Origin of the sequence: Humibacillus xanthopallidus, assembly GCF_006716675.1 — a bacterium.
In the GTDB taxonomy this organism is placed as follows: Bacteria; Actinomycetota; Actinomycetes; order Actinomycetales; family Dermatophilaceae; genus Humibacillus; species Humibacillus xanthopallidus_B.
The window spans coordinates 373,940-399,642 of the sequence record NZ_VFPM01000002.1; the positions used below are offsets into that span (position 1 = coordinate 373,940).

The 25,703-nt window shown below is 71.4% G+C and carries 17 protein-coding genes and 1 tRNA gene; 14 read left to right on the forward strand and 4 right to left on the reverse strand.

From position 1 onward, the window contains the following. Positions 1-29: 29 nt before the first annotated feature. Positions 30-920: an MBL fold metallo-hydrolase gene (locus FBY41_RS09670; RefSeq protein ID WP_141843904.1), complete on the reverse strand. Its 891-nt coding sequence runs from the start codon at positions 918-920 to the stop codon at positions 30-32. 102 nt (positions 921-1,022) lie between these two features. On the opposite strand from FBY41_RS09670, the gene FBY41_RS09675 reads away from it, so the two are divergent. The 3 genes from FBY41_RS09675 (at position 1,023) to groL (ending at position 3,789) form a co-directional block, all read left to right on the forward strand. Next, positions 1,023-1,484, forward strand: coding sequence for a hypothetical protein (locus FBY41_RS09675; RefSeq protein WP_141843906.1), 462 nt, complete (start codon positions 1,023-1,025; stop codon positions 1,482-1,484). A 31-nt stretch (positions 1,485-1,515) separates the two neighbouring features. Then, positions 1,516-1,941 (forward strand): HIT family protein, encoded by a 426-nt coding sequence (locus tag FBY41_RS09680; RefSeq protein ID WP_141843909.1) that lies wholly within the window; start codon positions 1,516-1,518, stop codon positions 1,939-1,941. A gap of 213 nt (positions 1,942-2,154) precedes the next feature. After that, positions 2,155-3,789, forward strand: a complete 1,635-nt coding sequence (groL, locus tag FBY41_RS09685) for a chaperonin GroEL (RefSeq protein ID WP_141843911.1) — start codon at positions 2,155-2,157, stop codon at positions 3,787-3,789. A gap of 330 nt (positions 3,790-4,119) precedes the next feature. Here the strand turns inward: groL and FBY41_RS09690 are convergent, their stop codons facing one another. Further along, positions 4,120-4,410: a WXG100 family type VII secretion target gene (locus FBY41_RS09690; RefSeq protein WP_141843913.1), complete on the reverse strand. Its 291-nt coding sequence runs from the start codon at positions 4,408-4,410 to the stop codon at positions 4,120-4,122. Between the two features lie 172 nt (positions 4,411-4,582). On the opposite strand from FBY41_RS09690, the gene FBY41_RS09695 reads away from it, so the two are divergent. Then, positions 4,583-5,365 carry a DUF4031 domain-containing protein gene (locus tag FBY41_RS09695; RefSeq protein ID WP_141843915.1) on the forward strand — a complete coding sequence of 261 codons (783 nt, stop codon included), beginning with the start codon at positions 4,583-4,585 and terminating at the stop codon, positions 5,363-5,365. 6 nt (positions 5,366-5,371) lie between these two features. Here the strand turns inward: FBY41_RS09695 and FBY41_RS09700 are convergent, their stop codons facing one another. Beyond that, on the reverse strand, positions 5,372-8,923 hold the full coding sequence (locus FBY41_RS09700) for a caspase family protein (RefSeq protein WP_141843918.1): 3,552 nt from the start codon (positions 8,921-8,923) through the stop codon (positions 5,372-5,374). A 158-nt stretch (positions 8,924-9,081) separates the two neighbouring features. Further along, positions 9,082-9,576 carry a YajQ family cyclic di-GMP-binding protein gene (locus FBY41_RS09705; RefSeq protein WP_141823294.1) on the reverse strand — a complete coding sequence of 165 codons (495 nt, stop codon included), beginning with the start codon at positions 9,574-9,576 and terminating at the stop codon, positions 9,082-9,084. 134 nt (positions 9,577-9,710) lie between these two features. Between FBY41_RS09705 and FBY41_RS09710 the strand changes: the two genes are divergently transcribed. From FBY41_RS09710 to FBY41_RS09755, 10 genes are all read left to right on the forward strand, one after another. Further along, positions 9,711-9,791: transfer RNA gene (locus tag FBY41_RS09710), tRNA-Tyr, on the forward strand. Between the two features lie 390 nt (positions 9,792-10,181). Beyond that, on the forward strand, positions 10,182-12,248 hold the full coding sequence (locus FBY41_RS09715) for a phage tail sheath subtilisin-like domain-containing protein (protein WP_141843921.1): 2,067 nt from the start codon (positions 10,182-10,184) through the stop codon (positions 12,246-12,248). A gap of 83 nt (positions 12,249-12,331) precedes the next feature. Then, positions 12,332-12,832 carry a hypothetical protein gene (locus FBY41_RS09720; RefSeq protein WP_141843923.1) on the forward strand — a complete coding sequence of 167 codons (501 nt, stop codon included), beginning with the start codon at positions 12,332-12,334 and terminating at the stop codon, positions 12,830-12,832. Beyond that, on the forward strand, positions 12,832-13,398 hold the full coding sequence (locus tag FBY41_RS09725; RefSeq protein ID WP_141843925.1) for a hypothetical protein: 567 nt from the start codon (positions 12,832-12,834) through the stop codon (positions 13,396-13,398). Before FBY41_RS09720 ends, FBY41_RS09725 begins: the two co-directional genes overlap by 1 nt. Next, positions 13,395-14,432, forward strand: a complete 1,038-nt coding sequence (locus FBY41_RS09730) for a hypothetical protein (protein WP_141843927.1) — start codon at positions 13,395-13,397, stop codon at positions 14,430-14,432. Before FBY41_RS09725 ends, FBY41_RS09730 begins: the two co-directional genes overlap by 4 nt. Positions 14,433-14,436: 4 nt before the next feature. After that, positions 14,437-15,045: a hypothetical protein gene (locus FBY41_RS09735; RefSeq protein ID WP_141843929.1), complete on the forward strand. Its 609-nt coding sequence runs from the start codon at positions 14,437-14,439 to the stop codon at positions 15,043-15,045. Continuing rightward, the gene (locus tag FBY41_RS23390) at positions 15,042-18,473 is read left to right on the forward strand and encodes a hypothetical protein (protein ID WP_185748998.1); all 3,432 of its coding nucleotides are present in this window, start codon (positions 15,042-15,044) and stop codon (positions 18,471-18,473) included. Before FBY41_RS09735 ends, FBY41_RS23390 begins: the two co-directional genes overlap by 4 nt. Then, on the forward strand, positions 18,470-23,215 hold the full coding sequence (locus tag FBY41_RS09745; protein ID WP_141843931.1) for an RHS repeat domain-containing protein: 4,746 nt from the start codon (positions 18,470-18,472) through the stop codon (positions 23,213-23,215). Before FBY41_RS23390 ends, FBY41_RS09745 begins: the two co-directional genes overlap by 4 nt. Next, on the forward strand, positions 23,212-24,609 hold the full coding sequence (locus FBY41_RS24165) for a rubredoxin (protein ID WP_311769387.1): 1,398 nt from the start codon (positions 23,212-23,214) through the stop codon (positions 24,607-24,609). Before FBY41_RS09745 ends, FBY41_RS24165 begins: the two co-directional genes overlap by 4 nt. Beyond that, positions 24,597-25,694, forward strand: a complete 1,098-nt coding sequence (locus FBY41_RS09755; protein WP_141843933.1) for a hypothetical protein — start codon at positions 24,597-24,599, stop codon at positions 25,692-25,694. Before FBY41_RS24165 ends, FBY41_RS09755 begins: the two co-directional genes overlap by 13 nt. Positions 25,695-25,703 lie beyond the last annotated feature (9 nt).

Consider the following 25,703-nt stretch of genomic DNA (forward strand, 5'->3'; position numbering starts at 1 on the left):
GCGCCCGATCGGGCCGCCGTCCCGAGGGCTCAGGCGACCGGAGGGTTGGCCTGCTCCCAACCGCGGCGGATCGCCGACTCGAGCTGCTCGAGCGGGTAGGGCAGCCTCGCGTCCGGCTCGCGCAGCGCCTCCTCCAGTGACAGGCCCCCGAGCCGCCGTCCGCGGATGACGGACGCGACGGCGGCGATGTCGTCGCGCTGCGCCTCGACGAAGGCGGCATCGACCGGGCGGCCGTGACCCGGGACGACGACGGTCCGCGCACTCGTCTGGTAGAGGTGCGAGGTGAGGGTGTCGGCCCAGTCGAAGGGCCAGCAGTCGCCGCCGAAGGACGGGTGGGCGCTCTCCTCCACGAGGTCGCCGAGGAAGACGGCGTCGGTGTCGGGCACGACGACGGCGATGTCTCCGTCGGTGTGGCCCCGGCCGGCATACGTCATCGTGACGCACCGGTCGCCGAGGTCGATGGTCGCGTTGCTGCCGAAGGTGCGGTCGGGACCGCGCACGACCGTGGCCAGCACGTCCGCGGCGTCCTGGGCCGTGTAGCCGAACTCCGGAGCCGGCCCGGGGTCGGCGCGGACGAGCGACTTGATGCGCTCTGCATCGGCCTCGAGGGTGCGGCCGACGTTGTCGTGGGCGTGCACGGTCGCCGTGTCGAAGGCGGCGTTGCCGAAGGTGTGATCGAAGTGGACGTGGGTGTTGACGACGTGGGTGACCGTGATGTCACGGCCCAGCCGGCGCACGTCGTCGAGGGCGTGCCTGCCCTGCACGTCGCTCGCCCGCGTGTCGATGACGACGGCGCCGTCGCGGCCGAGCACGAGCCCCACGTTGACGTCCCACTGGGGGTAGCGGGCCACGAAGACGCGGTCGGCGACCTCGATGAAGCCGCGGGCGACCGATGGCCGGGTCGAGGACTTCGCCGTCATGGGCCCACGCTAGCTGCGAGCAGGGGGTCGGCACGCCCCGGAACGGTTCTCGCAGCGTCGCGATGCCCGATTGGTGGCGATCTTCGTCTACCTTGGGTAGCCATGTCCCTCGATACCCGCACCGAACGACGACAGGCCCGCCAGCGCCGCAACCTCGTCATCGGCGGGGTCGTCGCCCTCGCGTCGGTACTCAGTGTGAGCCTGCTCGTCGCCCTCCTCACCGGCGGCGGACCCGACCAGCCGGCCTCGGCGGACCAGTCGAAGCGGTCCGCGACGAGCGCCTGGACGCCCACCGACGACGACGTGTGGAGCGACGCGCCCGGCACGACCTCGGTGCCCACCTCGAGCGCGCCCGGCCTCACGGCCGACACCGGCACACCGACCGCCCCCACGACCGTCGCGCCGCGTCGCACCGCCGTCACCGTGGCGCGCACCACGAACGCACCCGCGCCGCCGGCCCCGGCGACGCCCGCCACGACCCTGACGACGAGCCCGACGAGCGACGTGCCGCCGGGTCAGCTCAAGCGGCCCAAGCCCAAGACGACCCCGCCGCCTCGCCGCTGAGCGAGCGCACGGGTCATGGGAGCCTGACCACATGGACTGCGTCTTCTGCTCGATCGTCGCAGGGGAGGTGCCGGCCGACGTCGTGCTCGACGAGCCGGACTTCGTGGGCTTCCTCGACCGGCGGCCGGTGTTCAAGGGGCACGTGCTCCTCGTGCCGCGCGAACACGTCGACACCCTGCTCGACCTGCCCGCGCGCCTCCACGCCGGCCTCACCGAGACGGCGCAGCGCCTCGCCCGTGCGGCCGTCGAGGGCCTGGGCTCGCAGGGCACCTTCGTCGCGACGAACAACGTCGTGAGCCAGTCGGTGCCCCACCTGCACGTCCACGTCGTGCCGCGCACCAAGGGTGACGGGCTGCGCGGCTTCTTCTGGCCGCGCACGACCTACGCGTCGGCCGAGGAGTCCGCGGCGTATGCCGCGCGTCTCGCCGCCGCGCTGGGCCCGCGCCCGAGCGACTGACCCGAGCGGACGGCATACCGCCTCGTCATCGTTTGCACTCTCACCCCGAGAGTGCCAATAATGGCGTTAGCACTCTCCATGGGGGAGTGACAGATCCGGGCCGTATGCCGAGGGGCTGGGTCCCACAGCGACGTGAGCTGGGGGAGTCGGCCTCGTCCGTCGCGGGCGACATGCGGACCACCACACATTTTTCGCGTGGGAGGAACCACCCGAATGGCAAAGACCATTGCTTTTGACGAAGAGGCACGCCGCGGCCTCGAGCGGGGCATGAACATCCTCGCCGACGCCGTGCGAGTCACCCTCGGCCCGAAGGGCCGCAACGTCGTGCTGGAGAAGAAGTGGGGCGCCCCCACGATCACCAACGACGGTGTCTCGATCGCCAAGGAGATCGAGCTCGACGACCCCTACGAGAAGATCGGCGCGGAGCTCGTCAAGGAGGTCGCCAAGAAGACCGACGACGTCGCCGGTGACGGCACGACGACGGCCACCGTCCTCGCCCAGGCCATGGTGAAGGAAGGCCTGCGCAACGTGGCCGCCGGCGCCAACCCGATGGCGCTGAAGCGCGGCATCGAGAAGGCCGTCGACGCCGTCTCCGCCACCCTGCTCGAGCAGGCCAAGGAGATCGAGACCAAGGAGCAGATCGCCTCGACCGCCAGCATCTCGGCGGCTGACGAGGAGATCGGCGCGCTCATCGCCGAGGCGATGGACAAGGTCGGCAAGGAAGGTGTCATCACCGTCGAGGACTCCAACACCATGGGCCTCGAGCTGGAGATGACGGAGGGTATGCGCTTCGACAAGGGCTACATCTCCGCCTACTTCGTCACCGACACCGAGCGCATGGAGACCGTGCTCGACGACGCCTACGTCCTCGTCGCGAACTCCAAGATCGGCAACGTCAAGGACCTGCTGCCCCTCCTCGAGAAGGTCATGCAGTCGGGCAAGCCGCTGCTCATCATCGCCGAGGACATCGAGGGTGAGGCCCTCGCGACCCTCGTCGTCAACAAGATCCGTGGCACGTTCAAGTCGGTCGCCGTCAAGGCCCCCGGCTTCGGCGACCGCCGCAAGGCCATGCTGACCGACATCGCCATCCTCACCGGTGGCCAGGTCATCTCCGAGGAGGTCGGTCTCAAGCTCGAGAACGCCACCCTCGACCTGCTCGGCAAGGCTCGCAAGGTCGTCGTCACCAAGGACGAGACGACCATCGTCGAGGACGCCGAGGACCGCTCGCAGATCGAGGGCCGCATCGCCCAGATCAAGGCCGAGATCGAGAAGTCGGACTCCGACTACGACCGCGAGAAGCTCCAGGAGCGTCTCGCCAAGCTCGCCGGCGGCGTCGCCGTCATCAAGGCGGGCGCGGCCACCGAGGTCGAGCTCAAGGAGCGCAAGCACCGCATCGAGGACGCCGTGCGCAACGCCAAGGCTGCCGTCGAGGAGGGGATCGTCGCCGGTGGTGGCGTCGCCCTCATCCAGGCCGCCAAGGTCGCGTTCGAGTCGCTCCACCTCGAGGGTGACGAGGCGACGGGCGCCAACATCGTGCGCGTCGCGACCGAGGCCCCGCTCAAGCAGATCGCGATCAACGCCGGTCTCGAGGGTGGAGTCGTGGCCGAGAAGGTGCGCGGTCTCGACGCCGGTCACGGTCTCAACGCCGCCACGGGTGAGTACGTCGACCTGCTGGCCGCCGGCATCATCGACCCGGTCAAGGTGACCCGCTCGGCGCTGCAGAACGCCGCCTCGATCGCGGCGCTCTTCCTCACGACCGAGGCCGTCATCGCCGACAAGCCCGAGAAGAACGCTCCGGCCATGCCCGGTGGCGACGACATGGGTGGCATGGGCGGCATGGGCTTCTGAGCCCGCTGCTCCGCACGACCTGATCGATCCGCTGGGCGGCTCCTCCTCTGGGGGGAGCCGCCCTTCGGCGTGTGTGCGTGGGTTCGTCGGCTCTGCCATGCCGAACGCATCCTCTGTTGCGCGTTCGGCACCCTCGACGGGCTACGGGTGTCAGACGCACGATCTGCTGTGCGTCCGGCACCCCCGAAGCCTGGCGGGTGCCGAACGCGCAACAGGTGGTGCCGCTGTGCGGTCCTGAGCCGCTTGCGGCTGGAAACGCCGAACCCGGCCGGGCCATGGAGGGGTGCGACCCGGCCGGGAGTCGTGGGCTGCCAGGTGCGTCGGCTGTCGTCAGCGGGCGAAGAGGGCTCGCGTCGCGTTCTCGTGCTCGAGGTAGGCCGCCGACACCCGCGAGGTGAGGCGGGCGATGTCGGAGAGGGCCTCGTTCATGCGGGCCTGGGCGCTCTGGTAGTCGTGCAGCACCCGGACGAACTCCGCCTTGGCGGGGCCCTCCCACGCGCCGTCGAGCGAGGCGAGGCGACCGCGGAGGGTCGCGACGTCGGACTGGATGCTCTCGGCGAGGCGGTTGATGTCACCCGCCGCAGTGGCAATGACCTCGGTGTCGACGATCGAGCGGGACATGGTGGCTCCTTCGGGTCGGGACGCCCGGTCTGACGTCCTGTCCCGATCGAGGCTAGGTCGCCACGGGACGACGGCTCTGGCTTCATCCACAGGGCCGACCAGGGCCGATCACGGCCGAGCAGGGCCGAGCCAGGGCCGGGGCGCTGTCGGCGTGCTGCCCTAGGCTGCGAGGGTGACCGTGTGGATCGATGAGCCCATCTGGCCCGCGCACGGTCGGCAGTTCGCTCACCTCGTGAGCGACGAGTCCTATGCCGAGCTGCACGCTGTCGCCCGGGCGGCGGGGCTGCACCCCAGGTCGTTCGACGGAGACCACTACGACGTGCCGGACGTGCGCTGGCACGACGCGGTCGCAGCGGGCGCCACGCCCACCTCGGGGGTCGACCTCGCGCGCCGTCTCAACGCCTCGGGCCTGCGCCTGCGCAAGCGCAAGCACGACCGCGGGGTGGCCAGGCAGCTCGACGTCCTCTTCCCCAACGGCGCAAGCGACGTCGACCTCGTCGCATCGTCGGTGCCCGTCGACGAGCGTCGCGTCTACGCGGCGATGGTCTTCGTCCGCGACTCGCGCGGTGACTTCGCCGTCGTCTACAGCATCCGCCGCCGCCAGTGGGGCTCGCCCGGCGGCTGGCGCGAGTCAGACGAGTCCCCAGTCGAGAACGCCGTGCGCGAGACGCACGAGGAGACCGGGCTGCTCCTCGACCCGGCTCGCGTGTCTCCCTGCGGTTACGAGCGGTTCACGCCGCGCACCGACGACAACGTCATCAGTCTCGACAAGCCCTACCTCCAGGTCTTCCGCACCGAGCTCGACGCGGTGCGCCCCCCGCTGACCAACGGTGACGACGGCATCCACGCCACTCGCTGGGTCACGCCGCAGGAGTATGCCGCCCTCTGCGGCCATCTCTTCTGGTGGCCGCTCGCGGCCGAGGTGTTCCCCGAGCTCCGGGGGCTCCGCGCCTGACGGGACTCAGTCCGAGGAGGGCGCTGGCCCACCCGGCTGAGGCCCGGTGGTGCGGCTGATCCTGTCGAGCAGCTGCCGGGTGGCGTCGACCCTCCCGAGAGGAGCCCCGAGGTCGAGGTAGCGTCGGAGCAGGGTCGCCACGTTCACGAGAGATTCCTGCTCCACGAGCGTCCGGATCGCGTGGGCGAGGTGGTAGGTCGTGCGGGCCTCGTCGGGTGCCACCTCGGAGGCTGCCCGAAGGTTGGTCACGGCCTCGGTGAGGTCGGCGCCGGTCTCGTAGAGCAGTCGGCCCAGGTGATGGCAGGCCCAGGCGAACCACACGTCGTCGTCGGACGCTCGGCTCTGCCGTTCGCCGCGGAGGTTGCGGGCCCTGCGCAGGGAGCTCATGGCGCTGGCGTCGTCGCCCAGTGCCGCGAAGGCCAACCCGAGCTCGAGCTCGGTCCACGGGTCCACGGCGTTGCGGGCCGCCTGTCGGTCGCGGAAGGAGGCGGCCAGGGCGACGCACCCGCGCGCGCCCCGGAGCTCGAACTCCCGGATGGCGCGCACGGCGGTCTGCTGTGCCGTGCGGTGCTGGAGCACCGGCTCGTCCGCAGCCTCGCCGATGACCCGGAGCGCGCCCTTGAGGTTTCGTCTCGTGCCCAGCGCGGCATAGCTCGCGGGTGAGGACCGATGTGCCCGCCGCGGCGCGAGGAGCGCTTGGAGGCCTGACGAGAGTCGGCCTCGGGCGGCGCCGGACGTCGGGTCGTCCACCTCGAGGCCGCGGGACTGCGAACGCGCCGGCAGCCGCGGCGTCAGGGTGATCGCGCCGATCGTGGGTGGCGCGATCGCGGGGCCGAGGTGCGGCGTGCGCCCTGCGTGCTCCCGCGTGGCGGCGGCGACCGTGCGTGTTCCCGACTCGGGCTGGCCTGCAGTCGTCTGCTCGGAGCCGAGCACGCCACCGCCGGCATCGAGGATGGCGACGACGTTGGGAGAGCCCCCGGCCCGTGCGGCCAGCTCGTCGAGCCCGATGTCGCCGACTCCGGGCAGCCGGGCATCCCAGCTGAGGATGGAGGCGCGGCCCTCCGCGGTCCACGAGCCGGCCCCTGCGAAGCAGAACACGGCAAGCTGGCGGCGACCGTGCTCGGCGAGCGCATCGAACTCAAACAGGATCCTCTCTCGGGTCGCAGCCGGGCCGAGCAGCACCGTCGTGTCCTCCTCCTCGAGTCCGAGGCGAGCGAGGCCGGCTGCCCAGGAGGTGGCGTCGAGCTCAGCGCCGCGACTCGCCTCCGTCGGTGTCGCATAGGTGTCGATCCCGACGATGAGCGCCTTCATGCGACAGTCGGCGAGAGCGTCCAGGGCTGCGCGGGCGTTGACGACGAGGTCCTCCGGGGCATGGGTCCCGGGGTGCAGTGACCGGAGAGCGGAGCGTGCCTCGTGGAGTGACCCCGCCTCGGTGGCCCACCTCGCCCAGTCGAGCTCGAGCGCTGGAACACCGTGCCCCAGCGACTTCCGTGCGCTGCGCAGCAGCGGTCCCGCTGCCTCGACGTCGTGGGCGGCAAGCAGGAGTCGTGCCAGTGCCCAGCGACCGCGTGGGTCGGCCAGCAGTGCCGGGTTCTCTCGCAGCCATGCGAGGCTGTCGACGTCGGCGACGGCGCCGCGCCGGCTCAGCCCCCACAGCTGCGCGGCGGCGAAGCCGGTTGCGCCCGGCACCGTGCTCGGGTCGCCGATCACGTCGGGCGCCATGTCGAAGTCGTGGTGGCGGAGCCAGAGGTCCACGCGCTGCGCGAGCTCTGCACAGGTGATCGTCCCGTGTTCGGGCCACTCGTCGATGAGGGCCCGGGTCAGGGCGCCGTTCTGTCGACCCGCCACGAGCACGTCGAGGGCCATCCCTCGGGCCACCCCGAGGGTGGTCCAACCCTCCAGTGCCGACAGCAGCGGTCGCGCCGGGCCCAGACCGGTGTCGAGGATGAGGACCTTGCTGCGGCCGTTGATGCGAGACAGCCCCTCGACGAGCTCGTGGGCCGAGATGGCGGCAGTCTGCTCACTTGTCCAGTCCGTCGTGACCAGGTAGGGGTCATCAGGACCTTGCCCTGTCGCGTGCCCACTGAAGGACACGACGACGGTGTCGTGCGGACCGGCCTTCTCCGCCAAGCGGTCGAGGCCAGCCAGAAGCGCCGAGCGAGTGGCCTTCGCTCCCACGAGCACCTTCGTGTTCGCAGCCTGGAAGCCGCACGTCCGCTTGAGGAGGCCGGCGAGGTCCCTGGCATCGTTCGCGGCTCCGCGCAGGTTGATGGAGGGCAGCGCAGGAAAGGTCCCGGCGCCGACGAGCAGGGCGTGCCCGCGGCTCACCCGTGCGTGGGCCAGCGCGTCAGCATACGCCCGCGCCCAGCCGGCCTCGTCATCCTCCGGCAGCGCCTCGGCAAACTGCAGGAGGGCGTCGTGAGCTCTGTCGGGCTCGCCGCCTTCCGCCAGCGCGACGCCGCGGAGCAGTCCGGTCTCGGGAGGCCACTGCTGGTCGTCGGCGCCGTCGAGATCGCGCACAGCCGCGATCGCATCGCCGATCGCGAGATGCGCCTCAGCGCAGACGAGCGAGATCTCCCGGTCGGATCCTCCGCCGAGGTCGGTGAGGAAGGAGGCCTCGCGCGCCTCGTGCAGCGCGCACCGGAACGCTGCAGGGTCGTCGGTGAGCCAGCCCAGTGCCGTCAGTCTGCGCGCGAGGTCGAGGTGGTGGCGCGCCTCGGAGCCGGCGGTGACGGCCATCGGCAGGTCGCGGTCGAAGGGGGTGGAGCCGATGCTCGGGTGCTGCCGGCCGTCCGTCTCGGCGAGCACGCGGTCGCGGACGTAGTCGAAGAGCTCGCCCACCCCGACGATGCCGTCGCGCGCCCGTCCGAAACCGTCGGCCGCGCCCCGCATCCCCTCGAGCAGGTGCCACGTGAAGACGCCGTGCCCGCCGCCCCACCGGGCATCCTCGAGGGAGGACTCCGCCGCTTCGCACGATGTCAGCAGTGCCACTCCGGGCTTCGTCGCGGCGAGCTGGGCGAGGTAGGTGTTGGTGGCCTCGGCCGTCGCAGCGCCTCGGGTCCCGCGGCCACCCAGACCGCCGCTGTGACAGGTGTCGGCGATGACGACGACGCGCTCGGCCAGGAGCGAGTCCCGCAGCGACGCCTGGATCTCGTCCATCGGCACGGCCGTTCCCGCGATGTCGTCGATCTCGGTGTCGTGGGTGAAGAGATAGAGACGGCCGGGCCGGCGAGGGTCGGGCCCTCCGTGGCAGGCGAGGAAGATCAGGACGAGGTCCTCAGGAGCAGGCTTGGTGAGGAAGCTGCGCAGCGCGCGCGTCACCTCGCGAGTCGTCGCGTCCTTGTCGACGAGGACGCGCACTCGCTCCGCCGGGAAGCCTCCGCCCGTCGGCGTGGAGATCAGCTCTGCCAGCTCTCGGGCGTCGTTGGCCGCGAACTCGAGGTTGAGTCGTGGATCCTTGTACTCGGAAACGCCGACCACCACGGCCCACCGACCCGCGACGGGGAAGGAACTCGCCCCCGCGTCGGCCGGCCGCACTCTCCGAGAGGTGGCGTCCACACGCTCATTGTGGCGGCGGCCGGCGCGCCGCGGAGCCGATCGTCGATCACCGCGTCTAGGGCGCGGCTCGCAACCTCGCCGCCCGCAAGGGTATGCCGCCCACCTCGCTCAGGTGGACGGCATACGGAAACCCTTGCGGGGCAATCGATCCCCGCGGGTCAGCGCTGGTTGGTGAAGGACAGGGCGACGTCGAGGTCGGCCTCGCGCAGCATGCGCTGGACGGCCTGGAGGTCGTCGCGGCTCTTGCTCGAGACGCGCAGCTCGTCGCCCTGGATCTGGCTCTTGACGCCCTTGGGCCCCTCGTCGCGGATGAGCTTGTTGATCTTCTTCGCGTTCTCCTGCGAGATGCCCTCCTTGAGGGCCGCGTCGAGGTGGTACTCCTTGCCGGAGATGCGCGGGCCGGCCTCGGGCACGTCGAGGTGCTTGAGGCTGACCTTGCGCTTGACGAGGTGGGTCTGCACGACGTCGAGGACCGCCTTGCAGCGCTCCTCGGTGCTGGCCTTCATCTTGATGACCTCGCCGGCGAGCTCGACGGAGGCGCCGACGTTCTTGAAGTCGTAGCGCGTCGCGATCTCTTTGCTGGCGCTGTTGACCGCGTTCGCGATCTCCTGCTTGTCGAACTTGCTGACGATGTCGAAGGAGGAGTCGGCCATCGGTGGGTCCTTCCGGATGCTGTTGTCTGGTCAGTCGGGCGGGCGCGTGGGGGCTGGTGGAGGCGCCTTGGCAGCCGCCGCGGCCCCGATTTCGGACGCCGCCCGATCTCTTGCTATCCTTCCAGACGCACCAAGGCAGGTTGTCCGAGCGGCCAATGGAAACGGACTGTAAATCCGTCGCGAGAGCTACGAAGGTTCGAATCCTTCACCTGCCACCCCGTGCTGAGAAGGGCCTTGACCAGCGGAAACGTCGGTCAAGGCCCTTCTGGCGTACCCGTCGGGTGTCATCACCTTCGGAACTCCGTGGTGCACTGCGGGACGCCCAGCGTGCCTCGGGTGGTGGCGGGCCGCGATGGCGTTGGGGTGGGGGTAAGCGCTAAGCCACGGATGACGGCACCGATTCGATCGCCCGTCGTCACCGGGTGAACCGCGCTGGTGAAACGGGTCCCATGGCGAGCTTCCCGGTTGGCTCGTCCGGCTGCTCATGGCCACTCACGCCCAGAGCCGAGGCGCTCGGCCCCACCGCCATACGACGTTGCCTGGAGTCCGTTTGAGAGCTTGGCCCAGACATCTAGTTGAAAGTGATAGGTATCGGACGAACAGTCATGAATGCATCGGATTTGCCTCCGGGACACGCCACCAAGGCCTACCGTAGAAACCTCAGCGCGCCCGGCATCCGGAACCCTCGGTGCGTACAGCGCCGGTCGTGTCAGCTCCGTCATCTGCGCAGGGAAGGTGCCGCGATGACCGAAACGATTATCCCGGGAACGTACATAGACGTTCGCGCCGAGGGGCTCATCTCGGCGGGAAGAGTGGCTACGGGCGTAGTGGCCGTAGTCGGAACCGCATCGGCCGGACCGGTGCTGTCACCGATCACACTGGCCATGCCGGACCAGGCGCGCACCCAGTTCGGCGCCCCCGACGACCCACGAGATCCAGAGGACGGCGAGAGTGCGCTCACCCTCGTGAGGGCGATCGAGCTCTGCTACGCCAACGGGGCGTCGACGGTGATCGGAGTTCGCGTGGCCGGGTCAGCTGCCGCGAACGCCTCGTTCACCCTCCGCAACGCCGTCGGTCCGGTCGCGGAGCTCACCGCGCTCTCGCCCGGGACCTGGGCAAATCAGATCCAGGTCCACGTCGGTTCCGCGACGGAGGACTGCCTGATCGAGCGCCAGCAGGTCCCACCACCGTTCGACGAGGTGGCGTTCACGCCGGTCCTGGAGTCCGCGCGGAACCGGTTGCGGGTCATCCGCGGCGCGACGGGGCGGTCCGACGGCTTCAGGCTCGTCTACCGTCGGCTGCAGACCTCCGAGGTGGTGGTCCCGACAGCGGCCAACCGCTTCTTCCTCAAAGGACGCCCGGTCGAAGCCGGCGTTCCGGCGGCCCTCGTCCGAGTGACCCCACAGGGCGGGCCTCCCACGGACTACACGGGGGACGCCATTGACTACGACCCGGCCGGTGCCCCGGATCCTGGAAAGGTGAGCATCGCCACGGAGACGGGTGAGCTCGTGTTCTCGGCGGCCGAGAAGCCGGAACCGAGCGACACGGTCATGGTCACCTATGGCGTCGGGCACGCCGACCCGGCGCCGGGTGAGGCGTTGGTGACGGCATGGAGCGGCAGTCTCGACTTCGCGGACGGAGAGGGCCCGGACGGCGCGGCCGGAGACCGGCTCGAAGCAACCTATCTCGTGGATCGAGCCAGCTGTGTCGCGCTGGACGTCTCCCTTGGCGGCACCCGCGAGCACTACGTGGCACCGGACGCCGCCGAGCTGTGCGCCCGGGTCACCAAGTCCTCGACGCTGGTCGAGGCCGTCGCCGACGACGCGGGCGCACACGGACGACCGTTGCCGGTGCAGGCGAACCTCGGGAGCGGTAGCAACGTCCGCGGCGCGAACGGCGCCGGCGCCGCAGGCGAGGAGTACCAAGGCGGGCTGGACGTGCTGACCAACCGCACGGTCAACGTCGTGGTGCTCGCAGGGCAGCATGCTCGGGACGCCGGGAGCGTGCTGGCGGGGCACCTTGCCCTCGCGGAGAACTCCCAGCACGAGCGGATCGGGGTGATCGGCGCGGGTGGCAGCAACGTCGACGAGATCGTCGGGCACGGGATGTCCAGCGGGCGGATCGTCGTCGTCGCGCCGGCGATTCGTTACCCGGACGGGCTGATCCTGGACGACGCCTATACAGCTGCAGCCGTGGCCGGCCTCATCGCCTCCGTCAGTGTCCAGACGAGCCTGACGAACAAGACCTTGAACGTGCCCGACCTGGCGCTCGACCTCAACCGAGGCGAGCAGGCCCAGCTCATCCAGGGAAACGTGCTCGCAGTCATCCGCAAGAACGGGTTCCGCGTCCTTCGCGGGCTCACCAGCGAGGGCGAGGGCCAGCCCTATTCGACCATCCCGATCCGCCGAATCGTGGACTATGCGCGCTACGGCGTCCGGTCCGCGTCCGACCCGTACATCGGCCGGCTGAACAACCCCCGGGTCAGGGATGCCCTCAAGGCAACGCTCGACGGGTTCCTCACCAGCATGGTGGACGACGAGGCCCTGACCGGCTACGAGCTCAACGTGTTCGCCGACCGCGCTCAGGAGCGGCGCGGCGAGGTCAGCGTGGTCATGACGCTGCTTCCCACGTTCAGCATCGAGTTCGTCCGCGTCACGATGTACCTGCAGTGACCATGGGTGGCCGTGCGCCCGTGACCCACGAAACTCATTGATAGTCAAGCCTTCTCACGGCGAGTCCCCAGAACGGAGCGACCATGCCGACAGACGTATTCCGCGCCGCGGACGCCACTATCGTGCTTGCCACTGACGACACCCAACCAGGGGGCGCCGCCGCCACGGGCCTCATCGCGCAGTACGACATGACCAACGCGGTCGGCCGGCTGACCAATCTGCGCATCAGCGTGGCCAGCGCGGTCGAGTCGTTCTACGAGATCGGTCGCCGCTACCCGGCCGCCCTGCGGCCCGGCCGAGTGTCGGTGCGGGGCTGCGCCGATCGCGCCATGATCAACGGCGCGCTGCTGCGGCTGCTGCTCGGCGACGGCTCGGTGAGCCCGCCGAGCGGCCCGGCGTTCGTCCAGCCCGCCTTCAACGTGCTGGCCACCCTGCGTGAGCCGGCCCGGCCGGACTCCTTCGCCAAGCTCACGGTATTCGGTGCTCAGTTCGACTCGTGGTCCTATGACTTGGGCACCGATCGGGATTTCGTCATGGAGTCGGTCACCTTCCAGGCGATGCGACTGGGCTACGAGGAGGCCTGATGAGCGACCCTCGCCTCCTCACGGCCGAGGACCTGCTCGCGGGCACGGCAACCGTTCACGAGGTCGTCGTGCCCGCGCACGTCCTGCGCCCGGGTGACCCTACCGAGCGGTCCGAGACGCAGGGCGGACCCGGCCTGCCCGGCGCGGTCCGGTTGCGCCCGCTCACGGTCGGCACCCTCGTGCTGATCTCCCGGGCGGCCCGGGACGACCCGAGCCTGGTCCCGCTGCTGCTCGTGAAGGAGTCGATGGTCGAACCGGCGATGTCGCTCGACGAGCTGCGCAGGCTGCACGCGGGGCTCATCCACTTCCTGGTCTCGAAAGTGAACACCATCTCGGGGCTCAGTCCGTCAGGCGACGTCCTCGATGACGCCGTGAGCTCACCCGTGGGACAGGTGCACATCCTGCTGGCCAGGCACTTCGGCTGGTCGCCGGACCAGGTGGCGAGGCTCACCCCCGGACAGGTGGCGGTGTATCTCGCCGGTGTCGACGCCCTCTTCGACAACGCGGAGCGGCCGGATGAGCAGGCGGGTCCGCCGACCGAGCCGTTTCTCGCAGGCCTGCCATGAGCATGCCTGCCGTCGAGGCGCTGGCCGAGATCGCCGATCGGCTCGACCGGCTCGTCGGGCGGCTGACCCGGCCCGCGGCCATGACGGCATACCGTATGCCGCCTGTTGCCGAGCTGCTCCTCGGCGAGCCACTTCGCCGGCTGTCCGGAGTCCTCTCGCACTCCGAGCGACCGGGAGGCGTCGCGGGCGACGGCATAGCGGATGACGACAGACCGACAGTCCGGGCCCTCCGGTCCGGAGACGAAGCCCGGCCCCGGGTTAATGGGGAGCCCGCCGAGCGCCCGGGCTGGACGTCGGACACACTGAGCGAGCACGCCACGCGACACACGGCCACGGCATACGGTCCGGTGACCGCGATCGAGCCCAGCCGCAAGCGAAGCGGTGGGGACGTCGCGCCCGGCATCGGCGCGGCTCAGCGCAGGGCAGCAGCCGTGTCCGGCGAGCCGGCGCCCGACGGGCTCGGGCCGGGGGTTGTCCCGCACGTGCGCGCAGGGCAGCCAGCCACGCGCAGGGGAGCACGCGGCGCGCCGGACGGCGCTGCGCTGGGCTCGCATCAGCACGTCGAGCCTGCGGCCACGTCCGGCCCGACCGTGGCGCGGGGAACCGGCGGACCAGCCCGCGGCGTCCCCGCACTGTCTCGCGTGCGCTCTACCGAGGGGGCCGCTCCCTTACCGGCGGGGGACGTCGACGGGGTCGGCATCCGACGCGGCGTCCACTCCGGCGGGGCCGACTCGCCGGACCGGGCTGCGACCGTGCGGATCGTGCACAGTCCCGAGCGAGCCGCCGACGTCTTTCAAGCCAACCTCGCTGCTTCGCCCCCCGGCCAGAGCCCGGTCCGGCCGTCGGGTGCGCCCCGGTATCGGCCGCCGTCACTGGACGGCCCAGGTGTCGACGAGCCGGCCACGGACGTCGCCGCCTGGACGGCCGCGATCGGCGACCCGCTGACGGCCGCGCCGATCGACGACCTCTACGCGGCGCTCGCCGACCGGCTCCAGCTCGACGTACTGCGCACCTACGGGACGACGGAGGCGTGAGCAGATGGCCGTCCAGCTCGGGTCTGTCGCACTGGACCACCTATCCGACGTTGCGGTCCGGGATGCGGTCCGGCTGGCCCGTTACGACGTACCGGCGATGGCCGGCGACCTCCTGCAGCCACTGGGCCGCCCGGCGGTCGACCTCGTGCTGCAGGGGAGCTTCTTCGGCTCGGACGCGGCCCAGCAGCTCGCCGAGCTGCGCACGGTGCTGCGCGGCGGCGACCCCGTCGACCTACTCGCCGACGCGGCGGGCGACGGCTATGTGGCCAAGGTGGTGGTCGCCGGCCTCGACGTCTGGCAGCGTTCCGGCGACGTCGAACGCTTTGACTACCGGGTCGTCCTGGTGGAGTACGTCGAGCCTCCGGCGGCGCCCGCGCTCGGAGCGCTGCCGGGCATCGACGCCAGCCTGGCCCAGGAGGCCGTCGGTTACCTGGACGACGTCCAGGACGCCATCTGGCAGATCTCGCAGCTCGTCAGCCTGACCCAGCTGGCGGGCTTCGGCGACCCCACGACCAAGGCGCCCCGGATGCTGACCGACTACCAGGCCGCCGGCGGCGGACAGACCGAGCCGGCAAGTGGTCTGCGGGACGTGCTCGAAGGCGGCGTGTCGTGACTGGCGCGCTGGCCACGCTGCCCGACTCGGCGTTCGCGACGCGACTGTCCGGCTCGGCACAGGCCGGCTGCGCCGCGTCCGCGAAGGCGCACAAGTCCCTGGGCGACGGGACGCTCCTCGCCCCAGTCTCCGGGGCGTTCGGTAGCGTCACCGCTGGGGCGCAGGTCGATGTCTCTGGGCTCGCCGGTTCCCTCGACGGTGCACTGAAAACCATCGCCGGAGCGGTACCGGCCTCTGTCGTCGAGCGGATCGAGGGCATGGACCGTGCCTTCTCGGGGGTCCTGGACGCGGTCGGTGCGAACCCGGTGCTCAGCCGACTGCCGGAGGGCGGGGCGCTGCGTGACGTCGTGGCGCAGATCATCGACGAGGCAGTGGACCTGCTGGAACAGCGCCTGACCCAGCTCGGCGAAAGCCTCCTCGGGACAAGCGAACTGGCCACGCTGCGCGAGGGTCTCACCCTGCTCTCGGGGTTACGCACCGACTACCCGGCGCACGCAGACCGGCTCGCCGAGTTCGTGGCGCAGACCCTGCTGGGCTTCGACCCGGCGGTGCTGAGCCCGCTGCATGCCCGCATGTCGGTCGTCGTGGACCTCGCCGCCCGACTCGACGACGGGGTGCTGGCCACTCTCGGCCGACCAGTCACGCAGGCCGCCACCCAGGCCGCCGCCGCGATCCGGAGCGCGGTCGACGCGCTCGACCCGGCGAGCGCAGCGAGCTATCAGACGCTGCTCGGCGCGCTGGACGCTGCGACCGCCGCGATCAACGGCGCCGGGGCTGCGTTCAGGCCTGTGTACGACGATGTGGCGCACACCTTCGCGGTGCTCCAGCCCGCAGAGCTCCTGGCCGGCTACCTCGAGATCCTGGACGACCTTGAGCTGACCGGACACGAGCTCATCGGGGACGTGCTGGACACGACCGTCCAGCTGTTCGACGAGCTCATCACCGCGGTGCAGGCCCTGACGCCGTCCGCCGAGCTCGGCACCACGCTGGGCGAGCTCGGCCGACACCTTCGCGACACGGTCGCGGGGTCCGCCGTGGGCCAGGCGCGAGGCGAGGTCGTCCAGTTCCTCGGCCGGATCCGCGACACCGTCGCCGAGATCCCGCTGACCGCGGCCCGGGACGCGCTGCGTGGCATGTTGGACCGGGTCGGCGGTGAGATCTCCGACCTCGGACTGGCCAACCTCGAGGAGACGATCGGCAAGGGCCTGGACGACCTGGCCGCCGCCGCGATGAAGGCCTGCCGAGAGGCCTCGGACCTCGTTCAGGGCGCCCTCACCGGGCTCCTCGACGCGATCGACGACCTGCCGGTCGCAGACCTGGCCGGGGCCCTCGCCGACGCCGTCGGTCGGCTCGGCGGAGTGGTCGACGGGCTGCACGACGATGCGAGCGGCCTTATCGATGACCTCCAGGCCCAGGTCGACTCGCTCAGCCAGCTCAGCTTCACCCCGGTGTCCGACGAGGTCATCGGCGAGATCGACCAGCTCAAGTCCCGCCTGGCGTCGATGAACCCCGACGCCCTCTCCGACGAGGCCAAGCTCGCCATCCGCGCGGCCCTGGCCGTGCTCGAGGCCGTGGACGTCGAGGACAAGGTCGTCGACGTCCTGGGCCAGGGCTACGCCGAGCTGGACGCCAAGGTCCGCGAGGTGCTGGACGACATCGCCGCCGGACTGGAGCGGCTGCACCGGTCGGTCGGGGAGCTGGACCCGGCCACGCTGCTCGCTCCGGTCACGAAGGAGCTCGCCGTCGTCCGCTCGACCGTCGACTCCCTCGACGCTGCGACGCTGACGACGCCGCTGCATGATCAGCTGCGTCACCTCGACAGCTGGCTCGCCACCCTGCACCCGGGCACTGTCCTGACCCCTCTCCAGGGCACCTACGACGACGGCGTCGCCATGATCCATCGGCTGGACCCGGAGATCTGGGGAGCTCCGCTGGCCGGGCTGCACGCCGACCTCACCGCGCTTGCGGAACGGCTCGACCTCGGCCCGCTCTTCACCGAGCTGAATGACCGGCGCCGAGACCTCATCGAGCGGGCCCGGGACGGCCTGACCCAGTCGCTCACGGCGGCCGACCTGCCCGAGCCGGTGGCGGGCTGGCTCACCAGTGTCATGCCGCTCGTGACAGGGACGACGGAACTGGTCACCCTCGAACCAGGTGCGTTCCTGCGCCGGCTGTCGGAGCAGGTCCAGGCCGACTTCCCGGTCTCCCGCCTGTACGTGCCGCTCGACGAGGTGTTCACCTCCGCCCTCGCCGCCCTGGGCTCCGTGCCCGAAGGCGATTTGGTCGCCGCCGCCACCACCGTGCGCGACGCCGTCACCACCCTCGACGACCTCGAGCCGGCCGCCCTCCTGACGCGGCTGCGCGCCGCGCACACCCGGCTCATCGGGCTCCACGCACCAGTGCTCGCCCCGTTCTCGGCCACGGCCGAGCTGCAGGCGGCGTTCCACGCTCGCGTCGACGTCGCGGTGAGCACCCCCGCCGGAGAGGTGGCCCGAGTCGACGCCCGGTTCGACGCGGTGCTCTCCCTCCTCACTGGCGTCACCGACAGCACGGTGGCACACGCCCTCGACAGCGCGCAGGACGCTGCCCTGATCGCGCTCGGAAACGCCGCGAACGAGCTCGCCGGCGACTCACGTCTGGACGCCGCGCAGGCGTCGTTCGTCCAGCTGCGAGACGCCGTGGACGCGCTGGTTCCGCCCTCGCTCCCACGGACGGGCCCCCTCACCGCCAGCGTCGTCCTCACGGCCTGCGAGCACTGGCGACCCTCTCTCCGGGCGGCCGAGCTCGACCAACGACTCACGGCCTTCGCCGCCGCGCTTGCTCCCGTGGCGGACGCTCTCGGCGAGGCGCTCGATGCCTTCGCCGACGACCTGGACGCCACCGCGGAACTCATCGACCCGCTCGCGCTGGAGCCGCCGATTGCCGAGGTCTTCGATGCCGTGCGCGCCCAGGTGGAGGCCCTGGACCCGACCACACTGCTCGCAGACCTGCGCACCGAGGTCTACCTGCCGATCACCGAGGCGATCGCTGCCCTGGACCCGCACGAGCTCGCCGCCCGCCTGGACGCCACATACACCAAGGCACGGACGGGCATACTCGACGAGTTCACCGGGCTCATCGACGCCGTCACGCGGGCCCTGAACGAACACCTCGCCGGCGTCCGGAAGGCCGTCCAGGACCTGCTCGGCCGCCTCGACACCACGCTGACTGCCGCCACAACCGATGTGCAGGACGTGGTCAAGCGCGTCTCCGACCTCGTCTTCGTCGACCTGCTGCAGCGCCTACGGCAGGTGCTCGAAAACCTCCAGCACAGCTTCGACACCGAGCTGCGACGCATCGCCCGGGCCTTCGACGCCATGCTCGATGCGGCGCCGATCGGCCACCGGATCCATCCCCGCTCCGGCACCACCCAGGCGGGTGCAGCATGACCGAGCTGCTCGACCGCATCGCCGACTGTGTCAGGCCCGAATTGGCGCCGGACGTGATGCTCGACGAGGGCGGGCGCGTCGTCCAGGTCGCGGACGGCGACCGGACCTGCAGCTACACGTACGACGACTGCGGCGACCTCGTCGGGATCGACGACTCCGTACGGGGAACGTCACGCTTCGTCTTCGACGATGACCGACGGCTGGTCCGGTCACACCACCCGGACCGGGTCGCCAGCTACCGGTACGACGACGCCGACCGTCTCGTCGAGGTCGAGTCCCAGGGCCACCGACTCCGGGCCGGCTACGACGCCTCCGGCCGAGTGACGGCCCTTCGACACGACGACGAGGTCCTGTCCACCTATCGCTACGACGAGGCCGGGCGCGTGCTGGAGGCTCGCGACGGTGCCGTCGTCACGCGCTACGGCTACGACGCGGACGGCCAGGCCGTGCGGGTCGAGCAGGTGATCGCGGGCGCCGCTGCGGTCGTGCATCTCGAGTACGACGGCGACGGCCGCCGACGCGAGGTGGTACCCGTCGGCGGCCCGCGGGTCGGCTACGTGTGGGACCGGGCCGGCCGGCCGGCAGCGATCACCGTGGACGGTGCGGTCGCGGTCGAGGTGGGGTACGACGACGAGCACAAAGTGGTCTCGACCAAGCTTGGGAACGGGGTGGTCGAGCAGGCCAGAGCCGACCCGACCGACGGCCGCACCGTCGAGCGGGTGGTTCGCCGCCACGGCGTGACGCTGCTGCATCACCGTTACACCTACGACACCGCGGGCCGGATCATCGACGACGGCCGCCGCCGATACGAGTATGACGCGCAGTCCCGGGTGGTGGCGGTCCGGCAACTGGACGGTGGCTGGGAATACGGCTACGACCGCAGCGGGAACCTCGACCGCGTGGTTCCGCTGGGGCCATCGCCCGCCGCGCGGGAGCTGCGGCTGGACTTCGAGGGCGACCGGCTGCTCGGAGTGGCCGGCGAACCAGTCGGGGCGACCCATGACCGCCACGGTGCGCTGTCCTGCGTCGGACTGGACGGCGCACTGTGGGCCTGGCGGTACGACGCGGCCGGCCGGCTGGTCCAGGTTCGGCGCGGCACTCGCGTGACAGCCCGGCTGCGCTACGACCACGCCGGACGGCTGGTGCTCGCGCAGTGGGCGCACGACGCCGCCGGGCACGACGTGCATAACGGTGCGGCGGGAGCGGAGCGGTACGTCTACGGGCCGGATGACGAGCTCCTCGCCGTCACCGACGCCACCGGCGCGGTACTTCGGGTACCGCTGCGGACGCCGTGGGCCGTCCATGGGGAGGCGCTCGCTGGAACGGGCCGGGTCCGGGTGCGATACCTGCATGCCGACGACCGCGGCACGCTGTGGCTGTCCACCGGAGAGGGCGGCGAGGTGCTCGCCCGCTACGACTACGACGCGTTCGGTGACCCGGTGCCCGCGTCGACGTCCGAGGACGCCCACCCGGACTCGCCCCGGCCCACGTTCGTCGGGCGTCAGCTCGTCCCGGGAACAGGCTGTTACTGCTTCGGTGCCCGGTGGTACCACCCGCGGCTGCGTCGGTTCCTGAGCCGGGACACCTGGACCGCCGGTCCCGACGACGAGCGGCTCATGCGCCCGGCGCTCACCGGACGCGGACAGGTCCTGTCGCGGGCCGAGTTCCAGGCCGGATGGCTGCGCCGCCCCAGACTGTGCGGTGCCTATGCGTTGTGCGCCAATGACCCGGTCAACCGGGTCGATCCCGATGGGCACTGGTCCTTCGGCGCGGTCCTGCTCAGTCTGCTCGGTGCCATCTGGACGCTGCCGAACACCGTGATCGGGCTCGTCATCGAGATCCTGTGCCTCGCCGGCGAGGTCGTGCGCTGGTTGGCCTGGCTGATCAGCCTCGGCCATCTGACCTGGGAGACCCCCGGGTTCGACGTCGCCGCGTCCGGCCGACTCAATGCGTTCGCGCTCGTCTTCCGGGGCGGGTGGCTCGGCTCGTTCTCGTCGCTGCACGGCATCACGTTCGGCAACGTGTTCTTCGTCTACGGCCAGTGGGAGAGCATTCCCAAGTACCAAGCGCCCGGCGACGTGTTGCCGCCTGCGTATGCCGGCAAGGTCCGGGTCCCCAAGACCCACATCCTCTACGAGCACGAGCTGCGGCACACCAACCAGTACGGCTGGCTGGGTCCCGGCTTCCTCGTCTACTACCTCATCGATGCCATCGTCCGCGGCTACACGCGAGTCTGGGCCGAGCGGGATGCCCGTGAGCACTCCGACGGGCCCGACGCCCCGACCGAGGTGGTTGCCAACGAGCCGGGCGGCAGTGGTGGGGTCGCGACCCCCCTGGTCAAGCGGTGGGTGTACTGGAAGGCCGCGGGAACGACGACCGTACTGCGGACCGGACAGGATGGAGTCCTGCACGCGACATCGGTCCCCGGCTCGACCCGCCCCTGGGACTACTCGGCTCGGTTCGAGGCGAAGGTGGGAGATCCTGTCGAGGTGGTGTCGAGCGCCGGAGCACGGCCGCTGCCCGCCGCCCTGCTCGCAACGCCCGGACTGTTCACGCCGCTGGTCGTGGCCGCCGGCACGGGTGGGCGGGCTCACGTCGGTTTGACCGAGCGGACGATCGCGGTCGACGCCCCTGCCGAGCTCGCGCTGTGGCCGCTGCCGCACGACCTGCCTACCGATGGCTACGTGCAGGCCGGCCTACCTCAGGGCGCCGCGCTCTGGGCCGACCCGGCCGGCACGGACGCGCTCAACGTCCAGGACAACGCGCCCGCGCCCGACCCGGGCGCCGCTCGGCCGGGCACGCGTGGGCTGCAGGTTCGCGGGGACGTCGAGGCGACGGCGACCGCCGTGCGGGTCGGCCTGCTGACGCCGGCAGGGCAGCCGGTCGCCCTCACGCCGAATGCCGCCGGACAGCCGCGCACCGAGGTGACGGCAACCCTGGCGGCGCCTGGTCCCGCGCCTGGTCCCCTGCCTGGTCCGGCACCCGGTGCCGGGCGGCGCGGGTTCGAGGCGGTCCTCGAGCTTGCGGACCCGCCGACGGCATTCGGTGAGGTCCATCTCTGGGTCGTGGTGGACACCCCGACCGGCCCGGTCGTCGAGGCGTTCACGGGGCAGCTGTGCGGCCTGCAGCTGGCGCTCGTCGACGACCCTGCGCCGACCAAGCCCGGTCCGCAGACCGGCGAGGCCGACGATGTCGTGGTCGTGGACTTCGACACGAGCCCGAGGGACACCCGGCTACTGCTCGCCGACCAGGCGCGGGCCCGCAGGATGGTCCGCTATCCGATCGCCAACGCGCCGCGGCCGCTGCCGACCGGGGGAGCGCCGGTGCTGCGCCCCCGTATGCCGCTGTGGATGGGGGAGGTCCAGCTCGTCGGGGTGGGCCGTACGGACCTGGAGGACCTGCTCCGCCGTCGGGCGGACCGACGCGGCGCGCCGCCGAACGCCCCGGCAGGGCCGCATACCACCCGGATCTCTTTCAGCTGGGGCCTGCGCCTGTCCTGGGACGGCCCGGACGGCGGGTCCGCCGCATTCGGGCCGCCGTTCCCACGGCCGAACCAGTCCCACTCTTACACGCTCCACCTGCCCGTTAACCCGGCGGTCGTGACGGCGGTGCTCAGCTACGACGACCAGGGGCGCCTGACCGACGCGCACGGCGTTGTGCTCACCGCCGACCCGCTCGGCGGGCTGCCCGGAATCCTACAGCCAGCACCCGCCGCCGCGCCCTACCCGGTCGCGGGCCGCCGGCTGCCCGCGGTCCGTCTCGGTCCGCCCCGTGCCTGGGGGCGCGCCCGCGGAGCCGCCTCACTGCCCAGCCTGGTGATCGAGTTCCAGCCGTCGATCGAGGATGCGACGGGCGAGGTGGTCCGCGGCGGGGACGCGGTGCTGCTCATCGAGGACGTCAAGCTCGACGGTGCGGCGGTCGACCCAGGTGCGCCGGCATCCGGCGCACCGGCAGCTCCCGCCGGGTCGCCCCTGCTCCGGCTGCCGCCGGCGCGCGTCTACGGCCGGAACGCGCCTCCGGCGGAGGTCGAGCGTGTCGTCGAGGCGCTGGTCCACGAGTACGTTCGGGCCCACGGGGGCGCGGCGCACATCGCGCCCCTCGGGGCCGACGCCTGGGTGCAGACAGTGCTGCGGATCCTGCGTCACGAGAGCGGTGGCAACTACCGGCAGTTCGACGAGCGGGGAGCCGGGCGGCGTGCCTTCCGCCGGCAGGCGGGCACGTGGGCGTTCGGCACCGAGAACGGTATGCCGCTGTTCGGGCCGCCGCACGGCTACGGCATCGGCCAGCTCGATGTGTTCGACAGCCCACAGCGCGGGGCGAACAACGACGAGGTCTGGAACTGGGTGTCCAACCTGCGCGCGGCGATCCTCGTCGTGCTCGCCGACAAGGCGGTCGGCGCCTGGGCCCTGGTCGGGCAGCATGCTCCAGTGCCGCTAGACCTCCTCACGCGCGCGGTGTTCCAGCGCGAGACCGTGCGCCGGTACAACGGTGGGACAGAGTTCGTGTGGACCGGGGCCGCCTGGGCCGTGCGGCCGTCGATGACGTGGCTCGACCTCGCGGACCACACCCGCGGGCCGAGTCCGAACCTCACCTACCCGAACCACGTGCTCGGCACCGGGCTCGTCTACTACACCGACGCGTCCGGCCACGGGAACGCCCCGGACGGCGCGAACACCGTGTTCCGCTTCCCGCCGCCGATCCAGTTCCTACCCGCCGACTTCGGACCAGGGGTCGGGCCATGACGGCGCTCGACGGAGTGCTCGTCGAGCAGGGCACCGACACTCCCATCGCCGGGGCGACCGTGAATGGCTACCGGACGCTGCTCCGGCTCGCTCGCTCACTCAAGGCGTATGCCGCAGCACGCACCACGGCGAGCGTGCTGGGCAGGCTGCCCGTCGGGGAGCGGGCAGCGCTGGAGGTCGTCAACGGTCCGAAGGACGGTGCGGACTTTGTCCGCGTGGCCGTCGACGAGCTGGCTGGCGAAGAGGCATGGATCTGCTCGCGGTGGCGCGCCACGCACTACGCGCTGCTGCACGACGTGCCGCTCGTCACGACCGGGACGGTCACCGCGGCGGACGGCAGCTTCGCTGTCGAGACGGCCGACTCGGTCGCCGCACCAGGCGTGCCCGCATTACCCGGGACCCCTGCCGAACAGCTCTTCCGACTGCGTGCCGTTCACGAGGGTCACCGCGACGCCGAGAGCGTCCGGGGGTATGCCGCGCAGCCCTTCCACCTCGCCGCCGAGCCCCTGCCCGTCCACGTCACGGAGGCCCGTCTGGTCGACCTGCTGCACCACTTCGACGGCTGGTACTACACGCCGTACCGCGACCCGAACGACCACGACAAGGGCCGGTTCGTCCCCCAGTATCCGTTCGAGATCGGCATCACGCTGAAGCTCGACCCCGGTCACCCCGTGCCCGCGACGTACGACGACTGCTGCACCTTCGTCGAGGCCCTGCTCGTCCGCGGCTGGCGCGACGCAGCCGTCGCCCCGTTCACCTGGGGGGCCGCGCAGCACGGGCGGGCCATGATCGACCGGCCGGCGGAGAAGCCCTTCTCGCCCGTCGAGGTGCTGCAAGACGCCGGCATCGCGGACGCCGTGGACGCCGACGAGCTCCCGCCACCGTGGACCGCCGTCCAGACCTGGCGAGACGTGCCGTACCTGGACGAGGACAAGAAACGAAAGACGACACGGGCCGGCCACACGCTGCTCATCGTGGACGTGCACCCGGAGACCGGCAGGCTGCTGACTCTGGAGTCGAACCGCTCGTTCGGGCTCAACGGGCCGGGATTCCGCTCCTTGGGTGGCGTGTCGGTCTTCCTCGGCAGCCATTTCCGCTGCCCGAACGACGGGTACGTCTACGACCCGGCGCTCGGCGACCCCGCCCACGGGGTCGCACCCGGCACTCCCTTCAAGACCACGGCGTGCTGGTTGTGGACACCACCCGAGACGGTGCCAGAAGACTGGACCTGCCCGGTCGACGGCACGGCCAAGGCGCTGTTTTTGCCGCACTGCCGCCCGCCGCGGGACTGGTGGGCGTCGGAGACGGTGAAGAACTGGGACTGGTTCAAGGCGTACTACCCCGAACGGGCGATGGCCCGGATCAGGCTCTGGGACCTGCGATGGCTTCGCTGAGCCGGCCCCGCTACGAGTTGCGCATTGGCGCGCTCACCTCCACCGACTCGATCGCGGCGGGGGGCCCCGGCGCGCTCGTCGTCGAGCGCGAGATCGACGTGCCGCTCGACCTGGCCCGCTTGCGGTTGACCGACCGCTCCGACATCAGCGTGGGTGACGACTGCACCCTCGCGCTGGGGCTCGGCACCACCCCGGAGCGGGTCTTCACAGGCACCGTGGTCGAGGTTCGGGCGGACGTCTGGGGCGCCACCGTCGTCGCCGCGGGCGCGATGACCGCCCTACTCGACCTGCGCGTCACGGCGACGTACACGCGCAGCTCGGTCGGCTCCATCGCTCGCGACCTGGCCGGTCGCGCCGGTCTGTCGGCTACGGACGTCGCCGAGGGGCCGACACTGCCGCGGTTCGTCCTCGACGCACGGCGCGGCGCACATGGGCAGCTCCGCGAGCTCGCAGCGCGCTTCGGTCTCGAGGTGTACGCCGACCGGCGCGGTGCGCTCGTCATCCGAGCCGTTCCGGGGGGTGGGCCGGCGAGGGGCGCTGTCGGCGGGCTCGGCGGGTTCGGCGGGGCGGCCGCCGCCGTCGGCGTCGCGGCCCCGGGCAGCGCCGGTGCGGGCCCGGTGCGTCACGGTGCCGAGGTGTTGGCCGCAACCGGGCGCCGACGGCCGCCGGCCTGGGATGCCGTGTCAGTCGGCGGCGAGAGCCCGGCGTCCACCAAGGGCTCCAAGGCCGCGGACTGGCTGACGTCCGACGACGACGCGTCGCTCGGCGAGGCGGGGCGAGGGGACCGGCGGCTGTTGACGCTCGATCCGCTGGCCCGCACCAAGGACCTGGCCCGCGACCTCGCTGACGGAACCTTGCAGTATGCCGGCCGGCACGTGCGGCTCGTCGAGGTCGTCGTGCCCGGCCGCCCAGGGACCGAGCTCGGGGACTCCCTCGAGATCGGCTCCGCCGCAGGCGCCGACCCCGACGGGCTGGTCACGGGCAGCGGCACGGTCCGTGGCCTGCGGCATCGGCTGGACGGCATACGCGGGTACACCACCTCCATCACGGTGGCGCTGCCGCCGCCAGGGGAGGCGGTCGGATGATGCAGGAGG